This window comes from Mesorhizobium sp. M0678, assembly GCF_040320505.1.
Lineage (GTDB): Bacteria > Pseudomonadota > Alphaproteobacteria > Rhizobiales > Rhizobiaceae > Mesorhizobium.
Window position 1 is genome coordinate 59752 of the sequence record NZ_JAMYPT010000007.1, and the last position, 18697, is coordinate 78448.

Genomic DNA, 18697 nt, shown 5'->3' on the forward strand with positions numbered 1-18697 from the left:
ACCCGTTGCAGACATTCGGCTATGAAAGTGCAGTCCAAACTACCCTCTCAAGATCGGGAGAGTAGCGTGCGATGATAGCCTGTTGATCATTTTCCTGCGTGAGAATTATCTGCTTCCCAGTAGCGTCACCGAGCAATCGCATAAAGCGGTCAAGGTGCTCAACCTCGGTTTTTCCGCTGACTTGCCTTGGATCGAAGTCGAACTCAATTTCGATAACGGTGAAGAAGTGACATGCAAGCTGAATTGGCCCGACGTAAAAAGACAGTAAGCTGCCTGTTTCGCTTTCCAGGGCCGCTTCGACGCCCAATGGCATCGACTCGATCTTGCCGGAGACACTGAAACTAGCAGGCGGGGTCCATTCCAGGAGGATGTTCCAGACGCCCTGCCAATCTGCCTCAGACGTGTTCAGAACGTAGATGTCTCGCCATGAGCCGTCCCAAGCGAAATCCGATGCTATCTGTTCCCAATTCATGCATGAACCATTCTTGATGACTGCGGTTCTAGCATGACATACGCCATGAGTGCTTTCCACAAATCCCAAGTCCGCTTTCCACCTAGTTTACGGCCTAGCCAACCGGCTTCTTTGAGGTATGCCGGATGTGCAGGATTTCGATTGCATCGGAACGGGCACGATAGAAAACCTTGTACGGGTAGCGACCTATGAAGAGAACGCGAACGCCAGGAATATCGGTCGCGTGGCCACTTTCTGGAAATTCGGCAAGTCGCGAAATCCCAGCGTGGATCCGAGAAATGACTGAAAGGGCGCCCTGAGGCGCCCGCTCTTCGAGGTAGTTGAAAATCGCCTCGCGTTCGGCAAAGGCTTGCCGCGTAAATCGGACCTTCATAGCCTGCGGCGGGTGTCGGCCGCGCGAACGGTATCCTCATCTACGAAAGTGCCGTGATCGGCCTCTGCTAGGCCCGCTGTGACCGCGCTGCGCTCTGATTCCGACGTCGCATACACGCCAGTCCGCCGCGCCTCGATGACGCGGGCATAGTCGGCAAGCTCCTCCTGGTCTTCGCGAGGCCAAGCTTCCGCATGCCTTACCAGATTCTCAAGTGCCTTGGTGATCATACGGGCACTATAGCATACCGGTGCTGCTCGTGAACCTTGAACCGAATATGGCTCTGTGGCCCGCCTTAATGCGCCTCTTCCCAGTTGTTGGCGGCGCGGGCGTCGACGTGCAGCGGCACCGACATCGACACCGCCGGCATGGCCGCGTTCTCCATGACGTGGCACACGACCGGGATCGTCGCCTCGACCTCGGCTTCGATGGTCTCGAAGACCAGCTCGTCATGCACCTGCAGCAGCATGCGGGCGGAAAGCCTGGCTTTTTCCAGGGCATCGTCCATACGGATCATGGCGCGGCGGATGATGTCGGCCGCGGTGCCCTGCAGGCGGGCGTTGATCGAGGCGCGCTCGTTGAAGGCACGGACCGAAGGATTTGACGATCTGATTTCCGGATAGTGGATGCGGCGGCCGAAAATGGTCTCGACGAAGCCGTGCTCGCGGGCATAGGCCTTGGTCGCATCGATATAGTCGCGGATGCCGGGGAAGCGCTCGAAATATTTCTTGATGTAGTCGCCGGCTTCCTCGCGCGCGATCGACAGCTGGTTGGCGAGGCCAAAGGCCGAAATGCCGTAGATGATGCCGAAATTGATCGCCTTGGCACGGCGGCGCACTTCCGAAGGCATGCCCTCGACCGGCACGTTGAACATTTCGGACGCGGTGATGGCGTGGATGTCGGCGCCGTCGGCGAAGGCCTGCTTGAGCTGCGGGATTTCGGCGACGTGGGCCAGCACGCGCAATTCGATCTGGCTGTAGTCGGCGGAAACCAGCTTGTTGCCCTTGTCGGCAATGAAGGCCGTCCTGATCTTTCGCCCCTCGACGGTGCGTACCGGAATGTTCTGCAGATTGGGATCCGAGGACGACAGCCGTCCGGTCGTCGTCGCGGCAAGCGCGTAGGAGGTGTGGACGCGCTTGGTGTCGGGATGGATGAAGCCGGGCAGCGCATCGGTATAGGTCGATTTCAGCTTGGTCAGCTGGCGCCAGTCGACGATCTTACGCGGCAATTCGTGGCCTTCGGCGGCGAGGTCTTCGAGAAGCTGCGCCGAGGTCGACCACTGGCCGGTCTTGGTTTTTGAACCGCCGGGCAGACCCATCCTGCCGAACAGGATGTCGCCGAGCTGTTTTGGCGAGCCGATGTTGATGCGTTCGCCGACCAGCTGGTAGATCTCGTCCTCGAGCCGTGCGGCACCCTGTGCCAGTTCGCCGGAGAGCCGCGACAGGATCTGCCGGTCGACGGAGATGCCGCGCTGCTCCATCCGTGCCAGGACCGGCACCAGCGGCCGTTCCAGCCGTTCATAGACCGAGACCAGGCCCTTGGCGGCAAGCCGTGGCTTCAGCACCTGCCAGAGCCTGAGCGCGACGTCGGCGTGCTCGGCCCCGTAAGCCGTCGCCTTGCCGAGGTCGGCCTGATCGAGGCCGACGAAGCTTCTTCCCGAACCGGCCAGTTCCTTCAGCGGAATGGTCGCGTGGCCGAGCCATTTATCGGCCAGCGCCTCCAGGCCATGGCCACCGTGAGTGCCGGCCTCAAGCACGTAGGAGATCAGCATGGTGTCGTCATAGGGGCCGATCTCGATGCCGTGACGGCTCATGACGACAAGGCGGTATTTCATGTCGTGCACGATCTTGAGGACGGATTTGTCCTCGAGCAGCGGCTTGAGCAACGCCAGCGCGTCGCGGATCGGGATCTGGTTTTCGACCGCGCCGCCGCCGAGCAGGTCGCCATTGCCGTTTTTGTGGGCAAGCGGCACGTAGGCGGCGTGGCCGGGCGCGACGGCCATGGCAAGGCCGATCAGTTCGGCCCGCATCGGATCGGGCGAGGAGGTCTTAACGTCGAAGGCGACGATGCCTCTCTCCATCGCCTCGGCGATCCAGACCTTCAGCGTCGCGGCGTCGCGGATGCAGGCGTAGGCGCTGGTGTCGATCTTGCGGGCGGTGGCAGCCTCCAGGCGAAGCGCCGAAAGCAGGGATGGGGTGTCGCCTTGCTTGGCTGCGGCCGGGGCTTCGAGTGCCGCTTTGTCCGACGGCGGTGCGCTCTCGGCGGCCGCGGGCGCGCCAAAACCCATATCGGGGCCATGCGCGGTATCGGCACGCTCTATGGTGACGGGGGTGGCTGGAACGTCGCCCGCGTCGGTTCCGGTCGCTTCGGCCACGCGGCGGGTCAGCGTCGAGAATTCCATGGTCTTGAGAAAGCCGATCAGCCTTGGGCCGTCCGGCGCGTGCAACACGAACTCGTCGAGCCCCTCGGTCACCGGCACGTCGTTCTTCAGCGTCACCAGGTCACGCGAGATGCGCGCCTTGTCGGCATTGGCGATGATCGATTCGCGCCGCTTGTCCTGCTTGATCTCGCCGGCGCGGACGAGCAGCGTGTCGAGGTCGCCGAACTGTTCGAGCAATTGCGCCGCCGTCTTCGGCCCGATGCCGGGCACGCCCGGCACATTGTCGACCGAATCGCCGGTCAGCGCCTGCAGGTCGATCATTTTCTGTGGCGGCACGCCCCATTTCTCGATCACCTCGGGAACGCCGATCTGGCGGTCCTTCATCGGGTCGTACATGGCAACCGTTGGGCCGACCAGTTGCATCAAGTCCTTGTCGGAAGAGATGATGGTGGTGTCGGCGCTGGCTTCGCAGGCAAGCCGGCAATAGGTGGCGATCAAATCGTCGGCCTCGTAGCCTTCCGTCTCAAGGCATGGCAGGTTGAAGGCCCTGGTCGCCTGGCGGATCAGGCCGAATTGCGGGATCAAATCTTCCGGCGGCGCCGAGCGGTTGGCCTTGTATTCGGGGTAGAGGTCGTTGCGGAAGGTCTTCGACGAATAGTCGAAAATCACGGCGAAATGCGTCGGCACGATGCCGACATCGGTGTTGCGGGCGTCCTGCGTCAGCTTCCAGACCATGTTGCAGAAGCCGAGCACGGCACTGGTCGGCAGCCCGTCGGACTTGCGGGACAGCGGCGGGAGCGCGTGATAGGCACGGAAGATGTAACCGGAGCCGTCGACAAGGAAGAGATGATCGCCTTTTTTCATGGCACGAGGGATAGCGCGGCGCAGCGCCGCGGTCCATGCCAAAGGCGGCTTCCGCCAAGGGTTCCGGCAACACCCTGACAAATGGCGTGCGAGCTTGGCCGGCCCTGCCGGCGTGGCCGGAGCTTTGTTCGCTCACGCCTATGTTACAAAAGTGTAATTTTTGTGCCCTTGAATCGCCACGTTCGCAGACACAGATAAACGCCATCGGCAGTTTTCGCCGAAGTCCGGAGCAAGGCCCGTCCCCCGCCTATCCCGGACACTTGCGGCAGCCTATCCCCCCTCTCCGGGCTGCCGCATCGTTTCGAGTAAGGCCGCCGTGGTTCCCCCTCCACCACGGCGGCATTTTTTTGCCTTTCGACAAGATCCTGCCTTGTGGCCTAACGGTCGCGGGCTTTCCGTTTCGCCGTATGGGCTCTAGATTCGCCGCCAGAATCGAAAGGCCCGCCAGATGTCCGCAGTTTCCCCTGTTCTCGACCGCCTCGACAAGAACTTCGACCAGAGCCTGGAACGCCTGTTCGGCCTGCTCGGCATCAAGTCGATCTCCACCGATCCGGACTACGCCGCCGACTGCCGCAAGGCCGCCGAATGGCTGGTCGCCGAGCTCAAGCTGATCGGCTTCGACGCCAGCGTGCGCGACACGCCGGGGCATCCGATGGTGGTCGCGCATCACGATGGGCCGGCGGGCGCGCCGCATCTGCTGTTTTACGGCCATTACGACGTCCAGCCGGTCGATCCGATCGAGCTGTGGGAAAGCGACCCGTTCGCGCCGGCGGTCAAGGAGATCGAGCCCGGCCACAAGGTGATCACTGGCCGCGGCGCGGCCGACGACAAGGGCCAGCTGATGACCTTCGTCGAGGCCTGCCGCGCCTGGAAGCAGGTGCATGGCGGATTGCCGTGCCGAATCACAATCCTGTTCGAGGGCGAGGAGGAGTCCGGATCGCCGTCGCTGAAGCCGTTTCTCGAGGCGAATGCGGATGAGCTCAAGGCCGATTTCGCGCTGGTCTGCGACACCGGCATGTGGGACCGCGATACGCCGTCGATCTGCGTCTCGCTGCGCGGGCTGGTCGGCGAGGAGATCACGGTGACTGCCGCCGACCGCGACCTGCATTCCGGGCTCTATGGCGGTGCGGCCGCCAATCCGATCCGCATCCTGGCAAAAATTCTGGCCGACATCCACGATGCGGATGGTCACGTCACCATTCCGGGTTTCTATGACGGCGTCGAGGAAACGCCGTCGCAGATATTGCAGTCGTGGCTGTCGCTCGGTGAGACGGCCGAGACCTTCCTCGGCCCGATCGGCCTGTCGATCCCGTCCGGCGAAAAGGGCCGCTCGGTGCTCGAACTGACCTGGGCGCGGCCGACGGCCGAGTTCAACGGCATCATCGGCGGCTATACCGGCAAGGGCTTCAAGACGGTGATCGCCGCGCAAGCCTCGGCGAAAGTCTCCTTCCGCCTGGTCCACAAACAGGATCCGGAAAAAATCCGCGCCGCCTTCCAGGCATTCGTCAGGCAGCGGGTTCCGGCCGACTGCTCGGTCGAATTCCACCCGCATGGCGGCTCGCCGGCGATCCAGCTTTCCTACGACTCGCCCTTCCTCGCCAAGGCCAAGCAGGCGCTGTCCGACGAATGGCCGAAGCCGGCGGTGGTGACCGGCAGCGGCGGCTCGATCCCGGTGGTCGGCGATTTCCAGACCTATCTCGGCATGGAATCGCTGCTGGTCGGTTTCGGCCTCGACGACGACCGCATCCACTCGCCGAACGAGAAGTACGAGATGAGCTCCTTCCACAAGGGCCAGCGCTCCTGGGCGCGCATTCTCGAGGCGCTGACACGCTGAAATTGCGCCAGACTCAAGTTTTTGTTGATTTTTCGCCGGATCGCGGCAAGGACGGGCACGGTCCGTCGCGCATCGCTGCACGGGGCCGCGACCGGAGAAGACGATGAGCGACATACGTTTCCACAAAAACGATCTGCCCGGCCTGCTGCATTACGATGTCGGGGCGGTCGCCATCGACACCGAGACGCTGGGGCTGAACCCGCATCGCGACCGGCTCTGCGTCGTGCAGATCTCGCCGGGCGACGGCTCGGCCGACGTCATCCAGATCGCGCCCGGCCAGAAGAAGGCGCCGAACCTCGTCAGCCTGCTCAAGAACCGCAGCATCACCAAGCTGTTCCATTACGGCCGCTTCGATCTCGCCGTTCTCTACAATGCCTTCGGCGTCATGCCGGAGCCGGTGTTCTGCACCAAGATCGCGTCGCGGCTGACGCGCACCTACACCGACCGGCACGGGCTGAAGGACATCTGCTTCGAGCTTCTCGGGATCGGCCTGTCGAAGGCGCAGCAATCATCGGACTGGGCCGCCGAGACGCTGTCGCCCGAGCAACTCGAATATGCCGCCTCCGACGTGCTCTATTTGCACCGGCTGCGCGACGTACTGAGCGCGCGTCTGGCGCGCGACAACCGGACCAGGGAGGCCGATGCCTGCTTCCGCTTCCTGCCGACGCGTGCGAAACTCGACCTGATGGGCTGGGATGAAGAGGACATCTTCGCCCACAGCTGATGGCCTTCTGGCACTTTAACGCCGTCGGCCGGGAGGAATTGAAATGGCTGCCCGAAAATCAATCGAAACGGCACCCAGGGACGGTTCCAAGGTCACCGTCTACTGGCAGGACAGCGACGGCGTGATAAACGAGAGCATCGCGCAATACCGTTCGCTCGACCGGCTGAAGGCGGCCGGCGGCGACTGGGACGAAAGCGACGCCGGCTGGTGGGCCTATACGGACGGCCATACGCAAAGGAAGATCGAGCCGATCAGCTGGCGGCCGGCCTCCGACGATGCGGATGCCGACGACTGAGGCCGGGTATGTCGCCGGCCGGCATCGCACGGTGAAGCGATTTATTCCTGGATGGCGTATTTTGTTCTTGCTTTGTGCCGGCAGCTATGCTATTAATTTGGCTATGGTGCTAATTGGCTCCAACGACCCGCCCGCCGAGGCGGGTTTTTCGTTTTCAGGTCTCTCGTGGCTTGGCTTCCAATCGCAGCAGCTTCGATTTGCGACTTAACCCGCCCTTGAAGATTGGTGAGCGCCTGTTACCGCAAGGGTCGTCAAACTCGGAGAAATGGGCAAGTGGTGGACTCTCGACCTTCGGCGCGACAGGCCAGCGAAATACAACATTTTTCAATGATAGTTCGAGTCTGAGGAGACCCAAATTCATCGCTGCGAAAGCTGAAACTCAATTTAGCCCAGCGCGTGAAGTCCGTCTCGAAACCTATCGACTGAATGTCGCGCCACTTTCGCTTGAGCCCTGGCCGATCGGAAAACTCCCAAGACTATGAGTGCCTTGAGTGGGAGGGCCAGCCGTTGTTTCGGAGTCGAATGGCTGCTAAGAACTCGTCAATCCATTGGGGTTAGGTTTGCTGTACCGTTCATCGATTGGTTTTTTATGGCAATTATCTACGACAGTCTGCAGTTCGTGACGTTCACAACGCGGCCGCCAATCAGGACGGCTGTCGAACTTTGGCAGTCTGAGTTTGGAAAAATGCCTGACAGCTTCCAGCAGCTGCCGATGGGGGCTGGCTCCCAAGCCGTAGGTTCCATCGGCGGCTTGCAATTCATTGTTATCGTTCAACTAAACAGGATCGATGTCGTCATTAGGCCGCCTGAAAATCTCCCTAATAACTTAGGAACGGTATCTCAGCCAAATTCTGCGATGGCTAAAGGCATCTCAGTTTTGAAGAAGCTTTCCGCTGGAGAGCACATTCTGAGGCCTGCTGTGGTTTTTCAAACCTCCGAAGAATTCCCAGACTTAGGAGGCTCAGTCGCAAAAGCGGTTTCGCTCCTGCCAGGGCAAGTTGTGGTTCCTCAGGCCACTATAGACGTAAGTTTCCATACAAATGTGCCGCGCACCAGCTTGGTTGACCCGAACGTCACAATTCAGCGGATGTATCGGGTTGCCAACGGTCGGCGGGTTGCCGTGCAGGTTGACCTAGCAAACCCAGGCAATATGCTTCAGCACCTAGGGGCTTACATCGCGACCCAATACGTGGACGTATTTGCCGCACCTGAGACGCCTATGAGAGCGCAAGATTTTGATGAGGTTCTCGACGAGATTGTAAAAGAGGCCCAGCTGATATTATCTGACGGTTATGACCATTTTTCCTGAATACGTTTCCGAGGGCATGCTCGCCAGTTGTGCGATGAAATTCGCGCGAATTGATCGAGGCAACGGGAGTCCTACGGCTCGTGGTAAGCTTGAGGAGCCACAGCAGCTTGTGCCGACCCGATTCGCTGCGATCCTTAATATGTATGCCCCTACAGAAACCGGCATTGGCTACGGTACTAGCTCCGCTTACGAGCCGGTGCTTGGTGTCAATAATGCGTCGGAACTTGGGAGCTTTGGACCTGTTTTCGATCCTATGGTCATTTGCAGTCAGTCGATGTTGGCGGAGACGCCTCATACATCAAGTCATCGTCATGTAATGGGTACGGTGGTCGGCACGCTTTACGCTCCCGACGTTGTAGGCGCTTTTCCTGATTGGGCCGCGAATGATCGCCTCCTTAAAACATTTGTGCGGCAGATTGATCTGCCGGGAAACGTCTACGGGATGATCGCACTAGCAGATCCGTGGCTTGCGCCGCCCCAAGCTAAGCGAGGATTGAACGCTGCGGTGCGAAAGTCACTTGATTCCCAAAGGAGTTTACTAAGCGGCCTTCGAAAAGATTGGGACGGATATGGGGCCGAGCCCCTCCCCAAGTACAGGGTCAAGGCATTTATTTCCGAATTAGAATCTGCACTGGAGGATTATTCAGGTCCGCTGCCCGAGATCATTCCAGGAGCAGATGGGTCCTTACAAGCCGAATGGCATCGTAGATATTTGACCTTGTTTTATGGTGTTGATAGTGAGGATGCTAGGCACTTGTTTCTTAAAGTAGCCAACAAGGACCCTATCACGCTATCGGGAGATGCGGCCATCCTGGGCTTTGTCAGGGCGCTACAAGTACACTTCCCTCGGGGGGCTGACGCTGTCACCAACGCCGCAACCAAATGATGATCCGGATAGCTGGTTCGATGACTTGGCGATTTCTGCCGATGACGACCTGTTAAGAATAGTTAAAACGTCAGCCCATATTGTACACGTTGAAGGCGAGGGGTATGGAGTTTCGCCGCAACTTTGGACTTCTATGGAAGGAGGCTGTTCGGTCGAGTTGCTTTCGATGTTGGAAGCAGCGAACGTTTTGGTGAATGACCGCATTGTATCTCAGAAGGGCCTAGGTGCGACGAAGATTAGCGTCTCTGCGGTGCGGAACACGATGAATCGAATTGATCAAAAGACTAAACAGGGTGTTGAGCCGCTAGGGATCGCATACACTCCGATAGCGCCGGACCAGCCCTATGGTCCAAACCCTTACCATTGCGACATCTTTCCCAAGTTGGGCAACCCGGGTCGAAATCTCCTACACAGCAAGGCTTCCTTGGTCTGTCTGGACCAAAATGAAGCAAAGGCGCTGTGGGAAAAGCGCCATGGCATCACGCCTGCTGGCGAAAGTTGAAGAGTTCAGCTTTGGAACCCACCTCTTTCCGACCGGATTGCGCCTATAAACAGGGGAAAAGTCGCTATGAAATTCGACGATTACGAATGAAGTGTCGCCCGGCCACGGACTGGCGAAGGCCGCAATGGTGCAATTAAGAGCGCGCCGATGAGGCGCGTGAAGGTGCATTCTACCTTGGCAACCGCCTGGACCTTGATCGCGATGATGCCATGTCCTCCCCTGCTCGGCCACGCTCGTAAATACATTGCCAGAGCCAAGTGCCAGCGCCGGGCCGGGCTGCCTTCTCGGCCGGCATCTTCCTGTTGCTGACAGCTAGTGGCGAAGCCGTAGCGTGCGCTCTGGCCGCCGATCACTATCCGTGACCAATCAAGCCAGACGCGGGCGCCAGTCTGAACGACCCACGCGAGGTTGCCGGCCACTGGGCATCAGCACGACCGAGAAATATGACCGCGCTATCCTGGAGGCTACCGACCGATTCGCTGACGTCAGAATCAGGCGGCGTGAACAGCGGCAATAGGTGCCCGGCACCCATTTGATTACCAATCGATTCAGATTTTCCCGACTTAACCCGCCTTTAAACCGCCGCATCTAGTCTTCAACCCCAACGCCATAGGCATGGGGAAGACAGCACAGCGCATGGCGAACCGGAAAGACAGCCGCATCGAGCCCAGCTTCGAGGCATCGCCGGGGGCGAGATCCTCGGCGGGTTTTTCGGTAAGCGAGGAGGACCGCGTCGTGCCGAGCAACCGAAAAGCCGCTGCAAAGCGCAAATCGTCCAAGGCCAAGCCGCCGCGCGGCGGGCGCGGCAAAAGCCGGCGCGGCGTGTTCGGCGTGCTTGCCCGGCTGTTCTACTGGTGCTTCGTGCTGGCCATCTGGGGCGGCATCGCCACTGCCGGCATCGTCGTCTATTACGGCGCGAAAATGCCGGCGGCCACCACCTGGGCCATTCCCGATCGCGCCCCCAACATCAAGATCGTCTCGGTCGACGGCCAGCTGCTTGGCAATCGCGGCATGAGCGGCGGCGAGGCCGTCGGCCTGCACGAAATGTCGCTCTATATTCCCGAGGCCGTCATCGCCATCGAAGATCGCCGTTTCTATTCGCATTTCGGCATCGACCCGATCGGCCTTTCCCGGGCCATGGTGACCAATGTGCTGGGCGGGCATTTTTCGCAGGGCGGCTCGACGCTGACCCAGCAGCTGGCCAAGAACCTGTTCCTGACGCCGGACCGCACGCTGGAACGCAAGGTGCAGGAAGTGCTCTTGGCGCTGTGGCTGGAGCACAAGCATACGAAGGACCAGATCCTCGAAATGTACCTCAACCGGGTTTATTTCGGCTCTGGCGCCTATGGTGTCGAAGCGGCCTCGCGCCGCTATTTCGGCAAGAGCGCGCGTGACGTCACGCTGTCGGAGGCCGCCCTTCTCGCCGGCCTGCTCAAGGCGCCGTCGCGGCTGTCGCCGGCGCGCGACCCGAAGGCGGCCGAGCAGCGCTCGCAGCTGGTGCTCGCCGCGATGCGCGACGAGGGCAAGATCAGCGCAAAGGAGCAGACCACGGCGATGAGCGCGCCGGCGACACGCGCGCCGTCCTACTGGACCGGCTCGGAAAACTACGTCGCCGATACGATCATGGAAGAACTGCCCGACCTGATCGGCGACGTGCGCCGCGATATCGTCGTCGACACGACCGTCGATCTGACGCTGCAGAAACTCGCCGAGCAATCGATCCGCCGGCTGATCGATCAGAGCGGCAAGAAGCTCAATGTCAGCCAGGGCGCGCTGGTGTCGATCGACAATTCCGGCGCGGTGCGCGCGATGGTCGGCGGTTACGACTATTCGACCAGCCAGTTCGACCGCGCCTCGGAGGCGCGCCGGCAGCCGGGCTCGGCGTTCAAGCCGTTCGTCTACATGGCGGCGCTGGAATCCGGCCGCACGCCGGACAGCGTGCGCAACGACGCGCCGATCAAGATCGGCAACTGGACGCCCGACAATTACGGCGGCAAATATTTCGGCAAGGTGACGCTGGCGACGGCGCTGGCAAAATCGCTGAATTCGGTTGCCGCGCAGCTGACCATGGAAGTCGGGCCGAATGCGGTGGTCGAGGCGGCGCACCGCATGGGCGTCCAGTCCGAGCTGACGGCCAACACATCGATCGCGCTCGGCACCTCGGAAGTGACGCCGCTGGAACTGACCTCGGCCTATGTTCCCTTTGCCAATGGCGGTTATAAGCCCGACATCCATTTCATCCGCCGCGTCACGACGAGCGACGGCAAGGTGCTCTACGAAAACAATGGCGGCGGTGCGCCGCGGGTCGTCAATCCCGATGTTGTCGGCATGATGAACTCGATGATGACCGGCACGGTCGAGATCGGCACGGCCAGGAAGGCGGCGTTCGCCTGGCCGGCGGCCGGCAAGACCGGCACCAGCCAGAATTCGCGCGACGCCTGGTTCATCGGCTATACAGCCAATCTGACCACCGGCGTCTGGTTCGGCAATGATGACGGCAGCGCGATGAAGAAGGTCACCGGCGGCGCGCTGCCGGCGCAGGCCTGGCACGAGTTCATGGTCGCCGCGCATGAGGGCGTGCCGGTGCGGCCGCTGCCTGGAACCTGGAAGTCGACGCCGCCCGACACCATCGTCCCGGACGACATACCGTCCGACACGGCGCCGCCGGCGCCGGTCGCTTCCGTTGGCCAATCGGCGCCGCCTGCAGCAGCTACCCAGCCGGCTTCGCGTCCCGTGCGTCCTGCCGAGACGGTCGATGCCGGCGGCCTGGCCATGCCGGGGGTCGACAGCGCCACCGCATCGATCAAGCATCCGGTGCCGCCCGGCAATGTCGGCGGCCCGGTCAAGAAGCGGCAGACGTCGATCCTGGACATCCTGACAGGCGGCTGAACAACAGGCCCCCTCGCCACCGCTGCCGCGTTCCGCTACATCTCCCGTTTGGAGACCGCGAATGGCAGAGACCGACACCAGAAAGACCATTGTGCTGACCGGCGCCAGCCGTGGCATCGGCCACGCCACGGTCAAGCGCTTTTCACGCGAAGGCTGGCGCGTCATCACCTGCTCGCGCCAGGCCTTTGCCGAGGACTGCCCGTGGCCGGCCGGCCCGGAAGACCATATCAAGGTCGACCTCGCCGACCAGGAGGATGTCGGCATCGCCATCTCCGAGATCCGCCACCGGCTGGAGGCGCATGGCGGGCAGCTGCATGCGCTGGTCAACAATGCCGGCATCTCGCCGAAGCTCAAGGACGGCAACAGCCGCATGAACTCGATCGACACGCCGATGCATGTCTGGCGCGACGTCTTCCAGGTGAATTTCTTTGCCCCGATCATGCTGGCGCGCGGACTGTTCAAGGAGCTGGCGTCGGCCAAGGGCTCGATCGTCAACGTCACCTCGATCGCCGGCACCCGGGTGCACCCCTTCGCCGGTACCGCCTATGCGACGTCGAAGGCAGCACTCGGCTCGCTGACCCGCGAGATGGCGCATGATTTCGGCCCGCACGGCATTCGCGTCAATGCGATTGCGCCGGGCGAGATCGACACCGCGATCCTGTCGCCGGGCACCGAAAAAATCGTCGAGACCATTCCGCTGAGAAGGCTGGGCACCACGGCGGAAGTCGCCGACATCATCTTCTTCCTGTGCTCGCAGCAGGCGTCCTACGTGACCGGCTCGGAAATACACATCAATGGCGGCCAGCACGTGTAGAAGGCTTTCCAGGCGAGCGAGCCGGCAGGATTTGTCAGCATCGCGGGCGGCGTGTTCAAGTCTGGCGGCGGTTGACGCCGCCGATGCCGATCAGGTCGCCTGCAGCAGGTTCTCGATATCGGGTATGCTGTGGTTGGTCAGCGTCTTTGGAATTTCGGCCGTTATCTTGTCGGTGACCTCCTTGTGCAGCTTCCTGCGCATGTCGCCCAGCACCGGCGGCGGCGCGATCAGCACGATCTCCTTGAAGCTGCCGCGATGCGCGAGCTTGTAGAGCCTGTCGGCAATCTCTTCGGCAAAACGCTCCTTGCCGAGACGGTGCCAGTCGGTGTCCTCGACCGCACTGCGGTGGACGGAAGGGCCGTCGCTGTAGCGGCCGGGGCGGTCCGTGCCCTGTTCTCGGGTTGCCGGATTTTCCTGCTCCATCTCGTGCACGACCTGAAGGTCGGGATATTGGACGTCTCCACGGTTCTCGAGGAACAGCGCCTTTTCGCCATCTGCCACCACGATCCACAGTCCGCGTTTCAGTCTGACGTTGCTCATGGGGCGCTCCTTTTTTGATTTTTCAAGCCCATCGCCAAGCCTTTGCCGTAGGGGCATGACCGGGCTTGGGCCCTAGTGCAAACGCGTGCCGAGGCGGGAATGTTCCGGTACTCGGACCCGGTATTCCGACAAGGGCCGGCGAGAGCGCGGGGCTGCCGTCGATCGCTCGGTCAGCATCCGGCGGCTTAATCTACTAAATTGATAGAATTTAGAAAAATCTGTTTTGTGGTTAGCTCCTCCAGGCGCTAGAAAGGCAGCGGATCAAGGGCTGCAACAGCAGCTTCAATCTGCTCCGCATTTGAATGTGGAATATTTTTCTCTTGGCCTTCATGCTTGCAGAAAAGAGATTGCCTGCTACGAAGCGATGCGCGAGTGGGTGCCTTCTGGTTTTTCGCGCCCCCGCGTAGAACTGACAAACGGTTCCAGGATTCCGCTCGTCATGCCGCAAGCCACGCCCAAGCTCAATGCCTTTCCCGTCTTCATGCGGGTCGAGGGCGAAGCCATAGCCATCGTCGGCGGCGCAGAGGAAGCGCTGGCCAAGGCGCGGCTGCTCGCGCAGTCGAGCGCTGTGCTGCGCATCGTCAGCGATGAAACAAGCCCGGAGCTGCTGGCCTTTATCGCCGAGACGGGGGCCGCCCACATCGCCGAGGCCTATGATGCAGCACATCTCAATGGTGCGGTGATGGTGTTTGCCGCCAGCGGCGACGAGGCGCTCGATCGCCGCGTTGCCGGGGATGCGCGCCGGCTGGGCATTCCGGTCAATGCCGTCGACCGGCCGGAGCTATGCGATTTCTTCACGCCGGCACTGGTCAACCGCGCGCCGGTCGCCATTGCCATCGGCACGGAAGGTGCCGGCCCGGTGCTGGCGCAGATGCTGCGCAGCCGCATCGACCGCATGCTGTCGCCCTCGCTCGGTCCGCTCGCAACTCTCGCCGCATCGTTTCGCGACACCGCCGAAAGACTGCTGCCGAAGGGCAACGCCCGCCGCCGCTTCTGGAGCGATTTCTTTGGCGGCGCGCCGGCCCGCGCTGTCGAGGCCGGCGAGCTTTCGCAGGCGCATGATGCGGCCGTCGGCCTGCTGCTTTCGAAAGAACCGGCATCGGGCCATATCGCGCTTGTCGGCGCCGGTCCGGGCGCCGAGGACCTTTTGACGCTGCGCGCCCATCGCCTGCTGATGGAAGCCGACGTGATCGTCCATGACGCGCTGGTGCCGGAGGCGATCGTCGCCATGGGCCGCCGCGATGCCGAGCGCCTGCCGGTCGGCAAGCGCAAGGGCTGCCATTCCAAGAGCCAGGCCGAGATCAATGCGCTGCTGGTCGAGCTTGGCCACGCCGGCAAGCGTGTCGTGCGGCTGAAGTCCGGCGACCCGCTGGTGTTCGGCCGGGCCGGCGAGGAGATGGCGGCACTTCGCGATGCCGGCGTCGCCTACGAAGTGGTTCCGGGCGTCACCGCGGCCTTCGCCGCCGCCGCCGATTTCGAACTGCCGCTGACGCTGCGCGGCGTGTCGTCGTCGATGGTGTTCACCACCGGCCATGACCTCAAGGGAAATTCGCTGCCAGATTGGGCAAAGCTCGCTATTTCCGGCGCGACGGTCGCCGTCTATATGGGCCGCTCGGTCGCTGCAGAGGTCGCCGGCCGGCTGATCGAAGCCGGCCTGTCGCCGGATACGGCCGTCGCCGTGGTCGAGAATGCCAGCCTTGCCAGCCGCCGCCGTTTCCACGGCACGCTCGCCGACCTGCCATCGCTGGAGGCGCGTGCCGACCTCAGCGGCCCGGTGATGACCATCATCGGCGACGCGGTCGCCGGCGCCAATTTCGAACGGTCCGAGCCACTGGCGGCACACAGGCAGGAAAGCGTGGCCCGTGCTGCCGCGCAAGGAGTGAACCAATGAAAGTCCTGACCGCGAACCGCCTCGCCGACGGCATAGCCGTCTGGTACGCCAATGGCGGCTGGGCCGAGACTATCGACCATGCCGACATCGCCCATGACAAGGCGGCCGAGGACCGGCTGGAGGCGATCGGCGCCAAGGCCTCCGCCAACAACGAAGTGGTCGACGTCAACCTGATAGACGTGACCGTGGCCAACGGCACGGTCGAAGCGGTCCGGCTGCGTGAAAAGATCCGTGCCGCCGGCCCGACCACCCGCAACGACCTGGGCAAGCAGGCCCGTCCGCAAGCCGCACGCGCGGCATAGATGACCCAAGCATAATCCCGATCATGCTCGAACGAAGAAACTAACGGGCGGACGCGCCCGGAAAGACCTGAATATGTACCGTTATGATGAGTTCGACCACGATTTCGTCAAGGCCCGCGTCGCCGAGTTCAGCGACCAGGTCGCGCGGCGCCTTGCCGGCGAGATCACCGAGGACCAGTTCCGGCCGCTGCGGCTGATGAACGGCGTCTATCTGCAACTGCATGCCTACATGCTGCGCATCGCGGTGCCCTACGGCACGCTGAACAGCAAGCAGCTGCGCATGCTCGGCCACATCGCCCGCAAATACGACAAGGGTTACGGCCATTTCACGACGCGCCAGAACATCCAGTTCAACTGGCCGGCGCTGTCGGACATCCCGGCGATCCTGGCCGATCTGGCAAGCGTCGAGATGCACGCCATCCAGACCAGCGGCAATTGCATCCGCAACGTCACCGCCGACCACTTCGCCGGCGCCGCCGCTGACGAGGTTGCCGATCCGCGCCCCTATGCCGAAATCCTGCGGCAATGGTCGTCGGTGCATCCGGAATTCTCGTTCCTGCCGCGAAAATTCAAGATCGCGGTGACCGGCGCCGAGCGCGACCGCGCCGCCATCCAGACGCACGACATCGGCCTGCATCTGAAGAAGAACGCTGCCGGCGAGCTCGGTTTCGCCGTCTATGTCGGCGGCGGCCAGGGCCGCACGCCGATGGTCGCCAAGAAGATCCGCGATTTCCTGCCCGAAGCGGATCTGTTGTCCTACTGCACGGCGATCCTGCGCGTTTACAACCTCTACGGCCGTCGCGACAACAAGTTCAAGGCGCGCATCAAGATCCTGGTCCATGAGACCGGCGTCGAGGAGATCACCCGCCAGGTCGAGGCCGAATGGCAGGAGTTGAAGGACGCCGAGCTGAGGCTGCCGGAAGAAGACATCCGCGCCATCGACGCCTATTTCGCGCCGCCTCCGCTTGTCGACCGGCCGGAAGGCGATGAGGCGGTCAAGCTTGCCCGCCTCGACTCCAAGAGCTTTTCCGAATGGCTGGACCAGAATGTGGTCACCCATCGCCATCCCGACTACGCGGCGGTGACCATCTCGCTCAAGGGCATCGGCGAGACGCCGGGCGATGCCTCCGACAGCCAGATGGAAGCGGTCGCCGACATTGCCGAAAAATATTCCTTCGACGAGCTGCGCGTCAGCCACGAGCAGAACCTGATCCTGCCGCATGTGGCGCGGGCCGACCTCAAGGCGGTCTATGACGCGCTTGTCGATATCGGGCTGGCGACGGCCAATTCCAACCTGATCAGCGACATCATCTCCTGCCCCGGCCTCGACTATTGCGCGCTGGCAACGGCGCGCTCGATTCCCGTGGCGCAGGAAATCTCGCGGCGCTTCGCCTCACTGGAGCGCCAGCGCGAGATCGGCGAATTGAAGCTGAAGATTTCCGGCTGCATCAATGCCTGCGGCCATCACCATGTCGGCCATATCGGCATCCTCGGGGTCGAGAAGAAAGGCGCCGAGCTCTACCAGGTGACGCTCGGCGGCTCGGCCGACGAGAACACCTCGGTCGGCGAGATCATCGGCCGCGGCTTCAGTTCGGAAGAGATCACCGATGCCATCGAGCAGATCGTCGAGACCTATCTCGGGCTTCGGCTGGACAGAAACGAAAGATTCATCGACGCCTACCGCCGAGTCGGTCCCGCGCCGTTCAAGGAGGCGCTCTATGCTGGCGAAGCCAAGGCCGCTTGACCGTATTGTCGACGTCGAGGCCGGCATCGCCGCCCAAGCGGCGGGTCTCGACGCGCTCTACGGCCATCTGAAGCCGCTGGAGATCATCGAGCGGTCGACCCGGGAGTTCTTTCACGGCGAAATCGCCGCCGTCTCGTCCTTCGGCGCGGATTCGGCGGTGCTGCTGCACATGATCGCCGAGATCGACCGCACGCTGCCGGTGATCTTTCTCGACACCGGCAAGCATTTCGAGGAGACGCTCGGCTATCGTGACGCGCTGGCCGCCGATTTCGGGCTGAGCGATATCCGGGTGATCAGGCCCGACGATGCGGCGCTGGCAAGGATCGACCCGACCGGCAATCTGAACGAGACCGACACCGACGCCTGCTGCGACGTCCGCAAGGTCGAGCCGCTGGCGCGCGGCGTCGAGCCGTTCCGCGCCTGGTTCACCGGCCGCAAGCGCTTCCAGGCGGCGACCCGGGCAGCGCTGCCAGTGTTCGAGGCGGTCGGCTCGCGCATCCGCATCAATCCGCTGGCGCACTGGACGACATCGGACCAGGCCGGCTACATGCGCGCACATGCGCTGCGTGAAAACCCGCTGGTCGCCTATGGCTATCTGTCGATCGGCTGCTTCCCATGCACGCAGCCGGTGCAGCCGGGCGACGACGCGCGCAGCGGCCGCTGGGCCGGGCACGCCAAGACCGAATGCGGCATCCACTTGTCGGGGCTGGAAAGGTCGCTGACCGACGCCTCGCTTTAGGATATGTTGATATTCAGCCGGCCTGCAAACGGCGGCTTCCTGCGCTTCCGGCGCTCACGTACCCAAAGTACGCTCCGCTCCGGTTCTCGGAAGCCACCCAGTTTGGTCGCTTCGCGCCCGCCGTCGGCTTCGGCTTGGCCTG

At 62.3% G+C, this 18697-nt stretch carries 16 protein-coding genes; 12 read left to right on the forward strand and 4 right to left on the reverse strand.

What is annotated here, in order from left to right; all coding sequences use genetic code 11:
- Positions 1–19: 19 nt before the first annotated feature.
- The 3 genes from NKI29_RS14875 to polA form a co-directional block, all read right to left on the reverse strand.
- Positions 20–472, reverse strand: coding sequence for a hypothetical protein (locus NKI29_RS14875; protein WP_352568251.1), 453 nt, complete (start codon positions 470–472; stop codon positions 20–22).
- A 94-nt stretch (positions 473–566) separates the two neighbouring features.
- Complete coding sequence (locus NKI29_RS14880) at positions 567–845, reverse strand: type II toxin-antitoxin system RelE/ParE family toxin (protein WP_352568250.1); 279 nt, start codon at positions 843–845, stop codon at positions 567–569.
- A 292-nt stretch (positions 846–1137) separates the two neighbouring features.
- Positions 1138–4086, reverse strand: coding sequence for a DNA polymerase I (gene polA / locus NKI29_RS14885; protein WP_352577456.1), 2949 nt, complete (start codon positions 4084–4086; stop codon positions 1138–1140).
- A gap of 448 nt (positions 4087–4534) precedes the next feature.
- On the opposite strand from polA, the gene NKI29_RS14890 reads away from it, so the two are divergent.
- The 8 genes from NKI29_RS14890 (at position 4535) to NKI29_RS14925 (ending at position 13339) form a co-directional block, all read left to right on the forward strand.
- Positions 4535–5920: a M20/M25/M40 family metallo-hydrolase gene (locus NKI29_RS14890; RefSeq protein ID WP_352755096.1), complete on the forward strand. Its 1386-nt coding sequence runs from the start codon at positions 4535–4537 to the stop codon at positions 5918–5920.
- Positions 5921–6023: 103 nt separating this feature from the next.
- Positions 6024–6644 (forward strand): ribonuclease D, encoded by a 621-nt coding sequence (locus NKI29_RS14895; protein ID WP_254816792.1) that lies wholly within the window; start codon positions 6024–6026, stop codon positions 6642–6644.
- Between the two features lie 43 nt (positions 6645–6687).
- Positions 6688–6939, forward strand: a complete 252-nt coding sequence (locus NKI29_RS14900) for a hypothetical protein (RefSeq protein ID WP_352755093.1) — start codon at positions 6688–6690, stop codon at positions 6937–6939.
- A gap of 589 nt (positions 6940–7528) precedes the next feature.
- Entirely contained in the window at positions 7529–8248 is a 720-nt protein-coding gene (locus tag NKI29_RS14905) for a hypothetical protein (protein WP_352568246.1), read from the forward strand.
- Positions 8232–9134 (forward strand): hypothetical protein, encoded by a 903-nt coding sequence (locus tag NKI29_RS14910; RefSeq protein WP_352568245.1) that lies wholly within the window; start codon positions 8232–8234, stop codon positions 9132–9134. Before NKI29_RS14905 ends, NKI29_RS14910 begins: the two co-directional genes overlap by 17 nt.
- Positions 9135–9159: 25 nt before the next feature.
- Positions 9160–9636, forward strand: coding sequence for a hypothetical protein (locus NKI29_RS14915; protein WP_352568244.1), 477 nt, complete (start codon positions 9160–9162; stop codon positions 9634–9636).
- Between the two features lie 636 nt (positions 9637–10272).
- Positions 10273–12525 carry a transglycosylase domain-containing protein gene (locus NKI29_RS14920; protein ID WP_352698485.1) on the forward strand — a complete coding sequence of 751 codons (2253 nt, stop codon included), beginning with the start codon at positions 10273–10275 and terminating at the stop codon, positions 12523–12525.
- A gap of 61 nt (positions 12526–12586) precedes the next feature.
- Positions 12587–13339 carry an SDR family NAD(P)-dependent oxidoreductase gene (locus NKI29_RS14925; RefSeq protein WP_023675240.1) on the forward strand — a complete coding sequence of 251 codons (753 nt, stop codon included), beginning with the start codon at positions 12587–12589 and terminating at the stop codon, positions 13337–13339.
- A 90-nt stretch (positions 13340–13429) separates the two neighbouring features.
- On the opposite strand, the gene NKI29_RS14930 is transcribed toward NKI29_RS14925, so the two are convergent.
- Entirely contained in the window at positions 13430–13879 is a 450-nt protein-coding gene (locus NKI29_RS14930; protein ID WP_023675241.1) for a baeRF12 domain-containing protein, read from the reverse strand.
- Between the two features lie 439 nt (positions 13880–14318).
- Here NKI29_RS14930 and cysG point away from each other — a divergent pair, with 439 nt between their 5' ends.
- The 4 genes from cysG (at position 14319) to NKI29_RS14950 (ending at position 18555) form a co-directional block, all read left to right on the forward strand.
- Positions 14319–15770 (forward strand): siroheme synthase CysG, encoded by a 1452-nt coding sequence (gene cysG, locus NKI29_RS14935; protein WP_352698487.1) that lies wholly within the window; start codon positions 14319–14321, stop codon positions 15768–15770.
- Entirely contained in the window at positions 15767–16072 is a 306-nt protein-coding gene (locus NKI29_RS14940; protein ID WP_352453967.1) for a DUF2849 domain-containing protein, read from the forward strand. The genes cysG and NKI29_RS14940 overlap by 4 nt, the downstream gene beginning before the upstream one ends.
- 73 nt (positions 16073–16145) lie before the next feature.
- Positions 16146–17816: a nitrite/sulfite reductase gene (locus tag NKI29_RS14945; RefSeq protein WP_352568238.1), complete on the forward strand. Its 1671-nt coding sequence runs from the start codon at positions 16146–16148 to the stop codon at positions 17814–17816.
- A complete protein-coding gene (locus NKI29_RS14950) occupies positions 17791–18555 on the forward strand; it encodes a phosphoadenylyl-sulfate reductase (RefSeq protein WP_352448339.1) in 765 nt (254 codons plus the stop codon). The genes NKI29_RS14945 and NKI29_RS14950 overlap by 26 nt, the downstream gene beginning before the upstream one ends.
- Positions 18556–18697 lie beyond the last annotated feature (142 nt).

Bases quoted from the DNA above. Each gene is read 5' to 3' on its own strand.
- NKI29_RS14875 (WP_352568251.1), bottom strand. From the start codon at position 472: ATGAATTGGGAACAGATAGCATCGGATTTCGCTTGGGACGGCTCATGG.
- NKI29_RS14880 (WP_352568250.1), bottom strand. From the start codon at position 845: ATGAAGGTCCGATTTACGCGGCAAGCCTTTGCCGAACGCGAGGCGATT.
- polA (WP_352577456.1), bottom strand. From the start codon at position 4,086: ATGAAAAAAGGCGATCATCTCTTCCTTGTCGACGGCTCCGGTTACATC.
- NKI29_RS14890 (WP_352755096.1), top strand. From the start codon at position 4,535: ATGTCCGCAGTTTCCCCTGTTCTCGACCGCCTCGACAAGAACTTCGAC.
- NKI29_RS14895 (WP_254816792.1), top strand. From the start codon at position 6,024: ATGAGCGACATACGTTTCCACAAAAACGATCTGCCCGGCCTGCTGCAT.
- NKI29_RS14900 (WP_352755093.1), top strand. From the start codon at position 6,688: ATGGCTGCCCGAAAATCAATCGAAACGGCACCCAGGGACGGTTCCAAG.
- NKI29_RS14905 (WP_352568246.1), top strand. From the start codon at position 7,529: ATGGCAATTATCTACGACAGTCTGCAGTTCGTGACGTTCACAACGCGG.
- NKI29_RS14910 (WP_352568245.1), top strand. From the start codon at position 8,232: ATGACCATTTTTCCTGAATACGTTTCCGAGGGCATGCTCGCCAGTTGT.
- NKI29_RS14920 (WP_352698485.1), top strand. From the start codon at position 10,273: ATGGCGAACCGGAAAGACAGCCGCATCGAGCCCAGCTTCGAGGCATCG.
- NKI29_RS14925 (WP_023675240.1), top strand. From the start codon at position 12,587: ATGGCAGAGACCGACACCAGAAAGACCATTGTGCTGACCGGCGCCAGC.
- NKI29_RS14930 (WP_023675241.1), bottom strand. From the start codon at position 13,879: ATGAGCAACGTCAGACTGAAACGCGGACTGTGGATCGTGGTGGCAGAT.
- cysG (WP_352698487.1), top strand. From the start codon at position 14,319: ATGCCGCAAGCCACGCCCAAGCTCAATGCCTTTCCCGTCTTCATGCGG.
- NKI29_RS14940 (WP_352453967.1), top strand. From the start codon at position 15,767: ATGAAAGTCCTGACCGCGAACCGCCTCGCCGACGGCATAGCCGTCTGG.
- NKI29_RS14945 (WP_352568238.1), top strand. From the start codon at position 16,146: ATGTACCGTTATGATGAGTTCGACCACGATTTCGTCAAGGCCCGCGTC.
- NKI29_RS14950 (WP_352448339.1), top strand. From the start codon at position 17,791: ATGCTGGCGAAGCCAAGGCCGCTTGACCGTATTGTCGACGTCGAGGCC.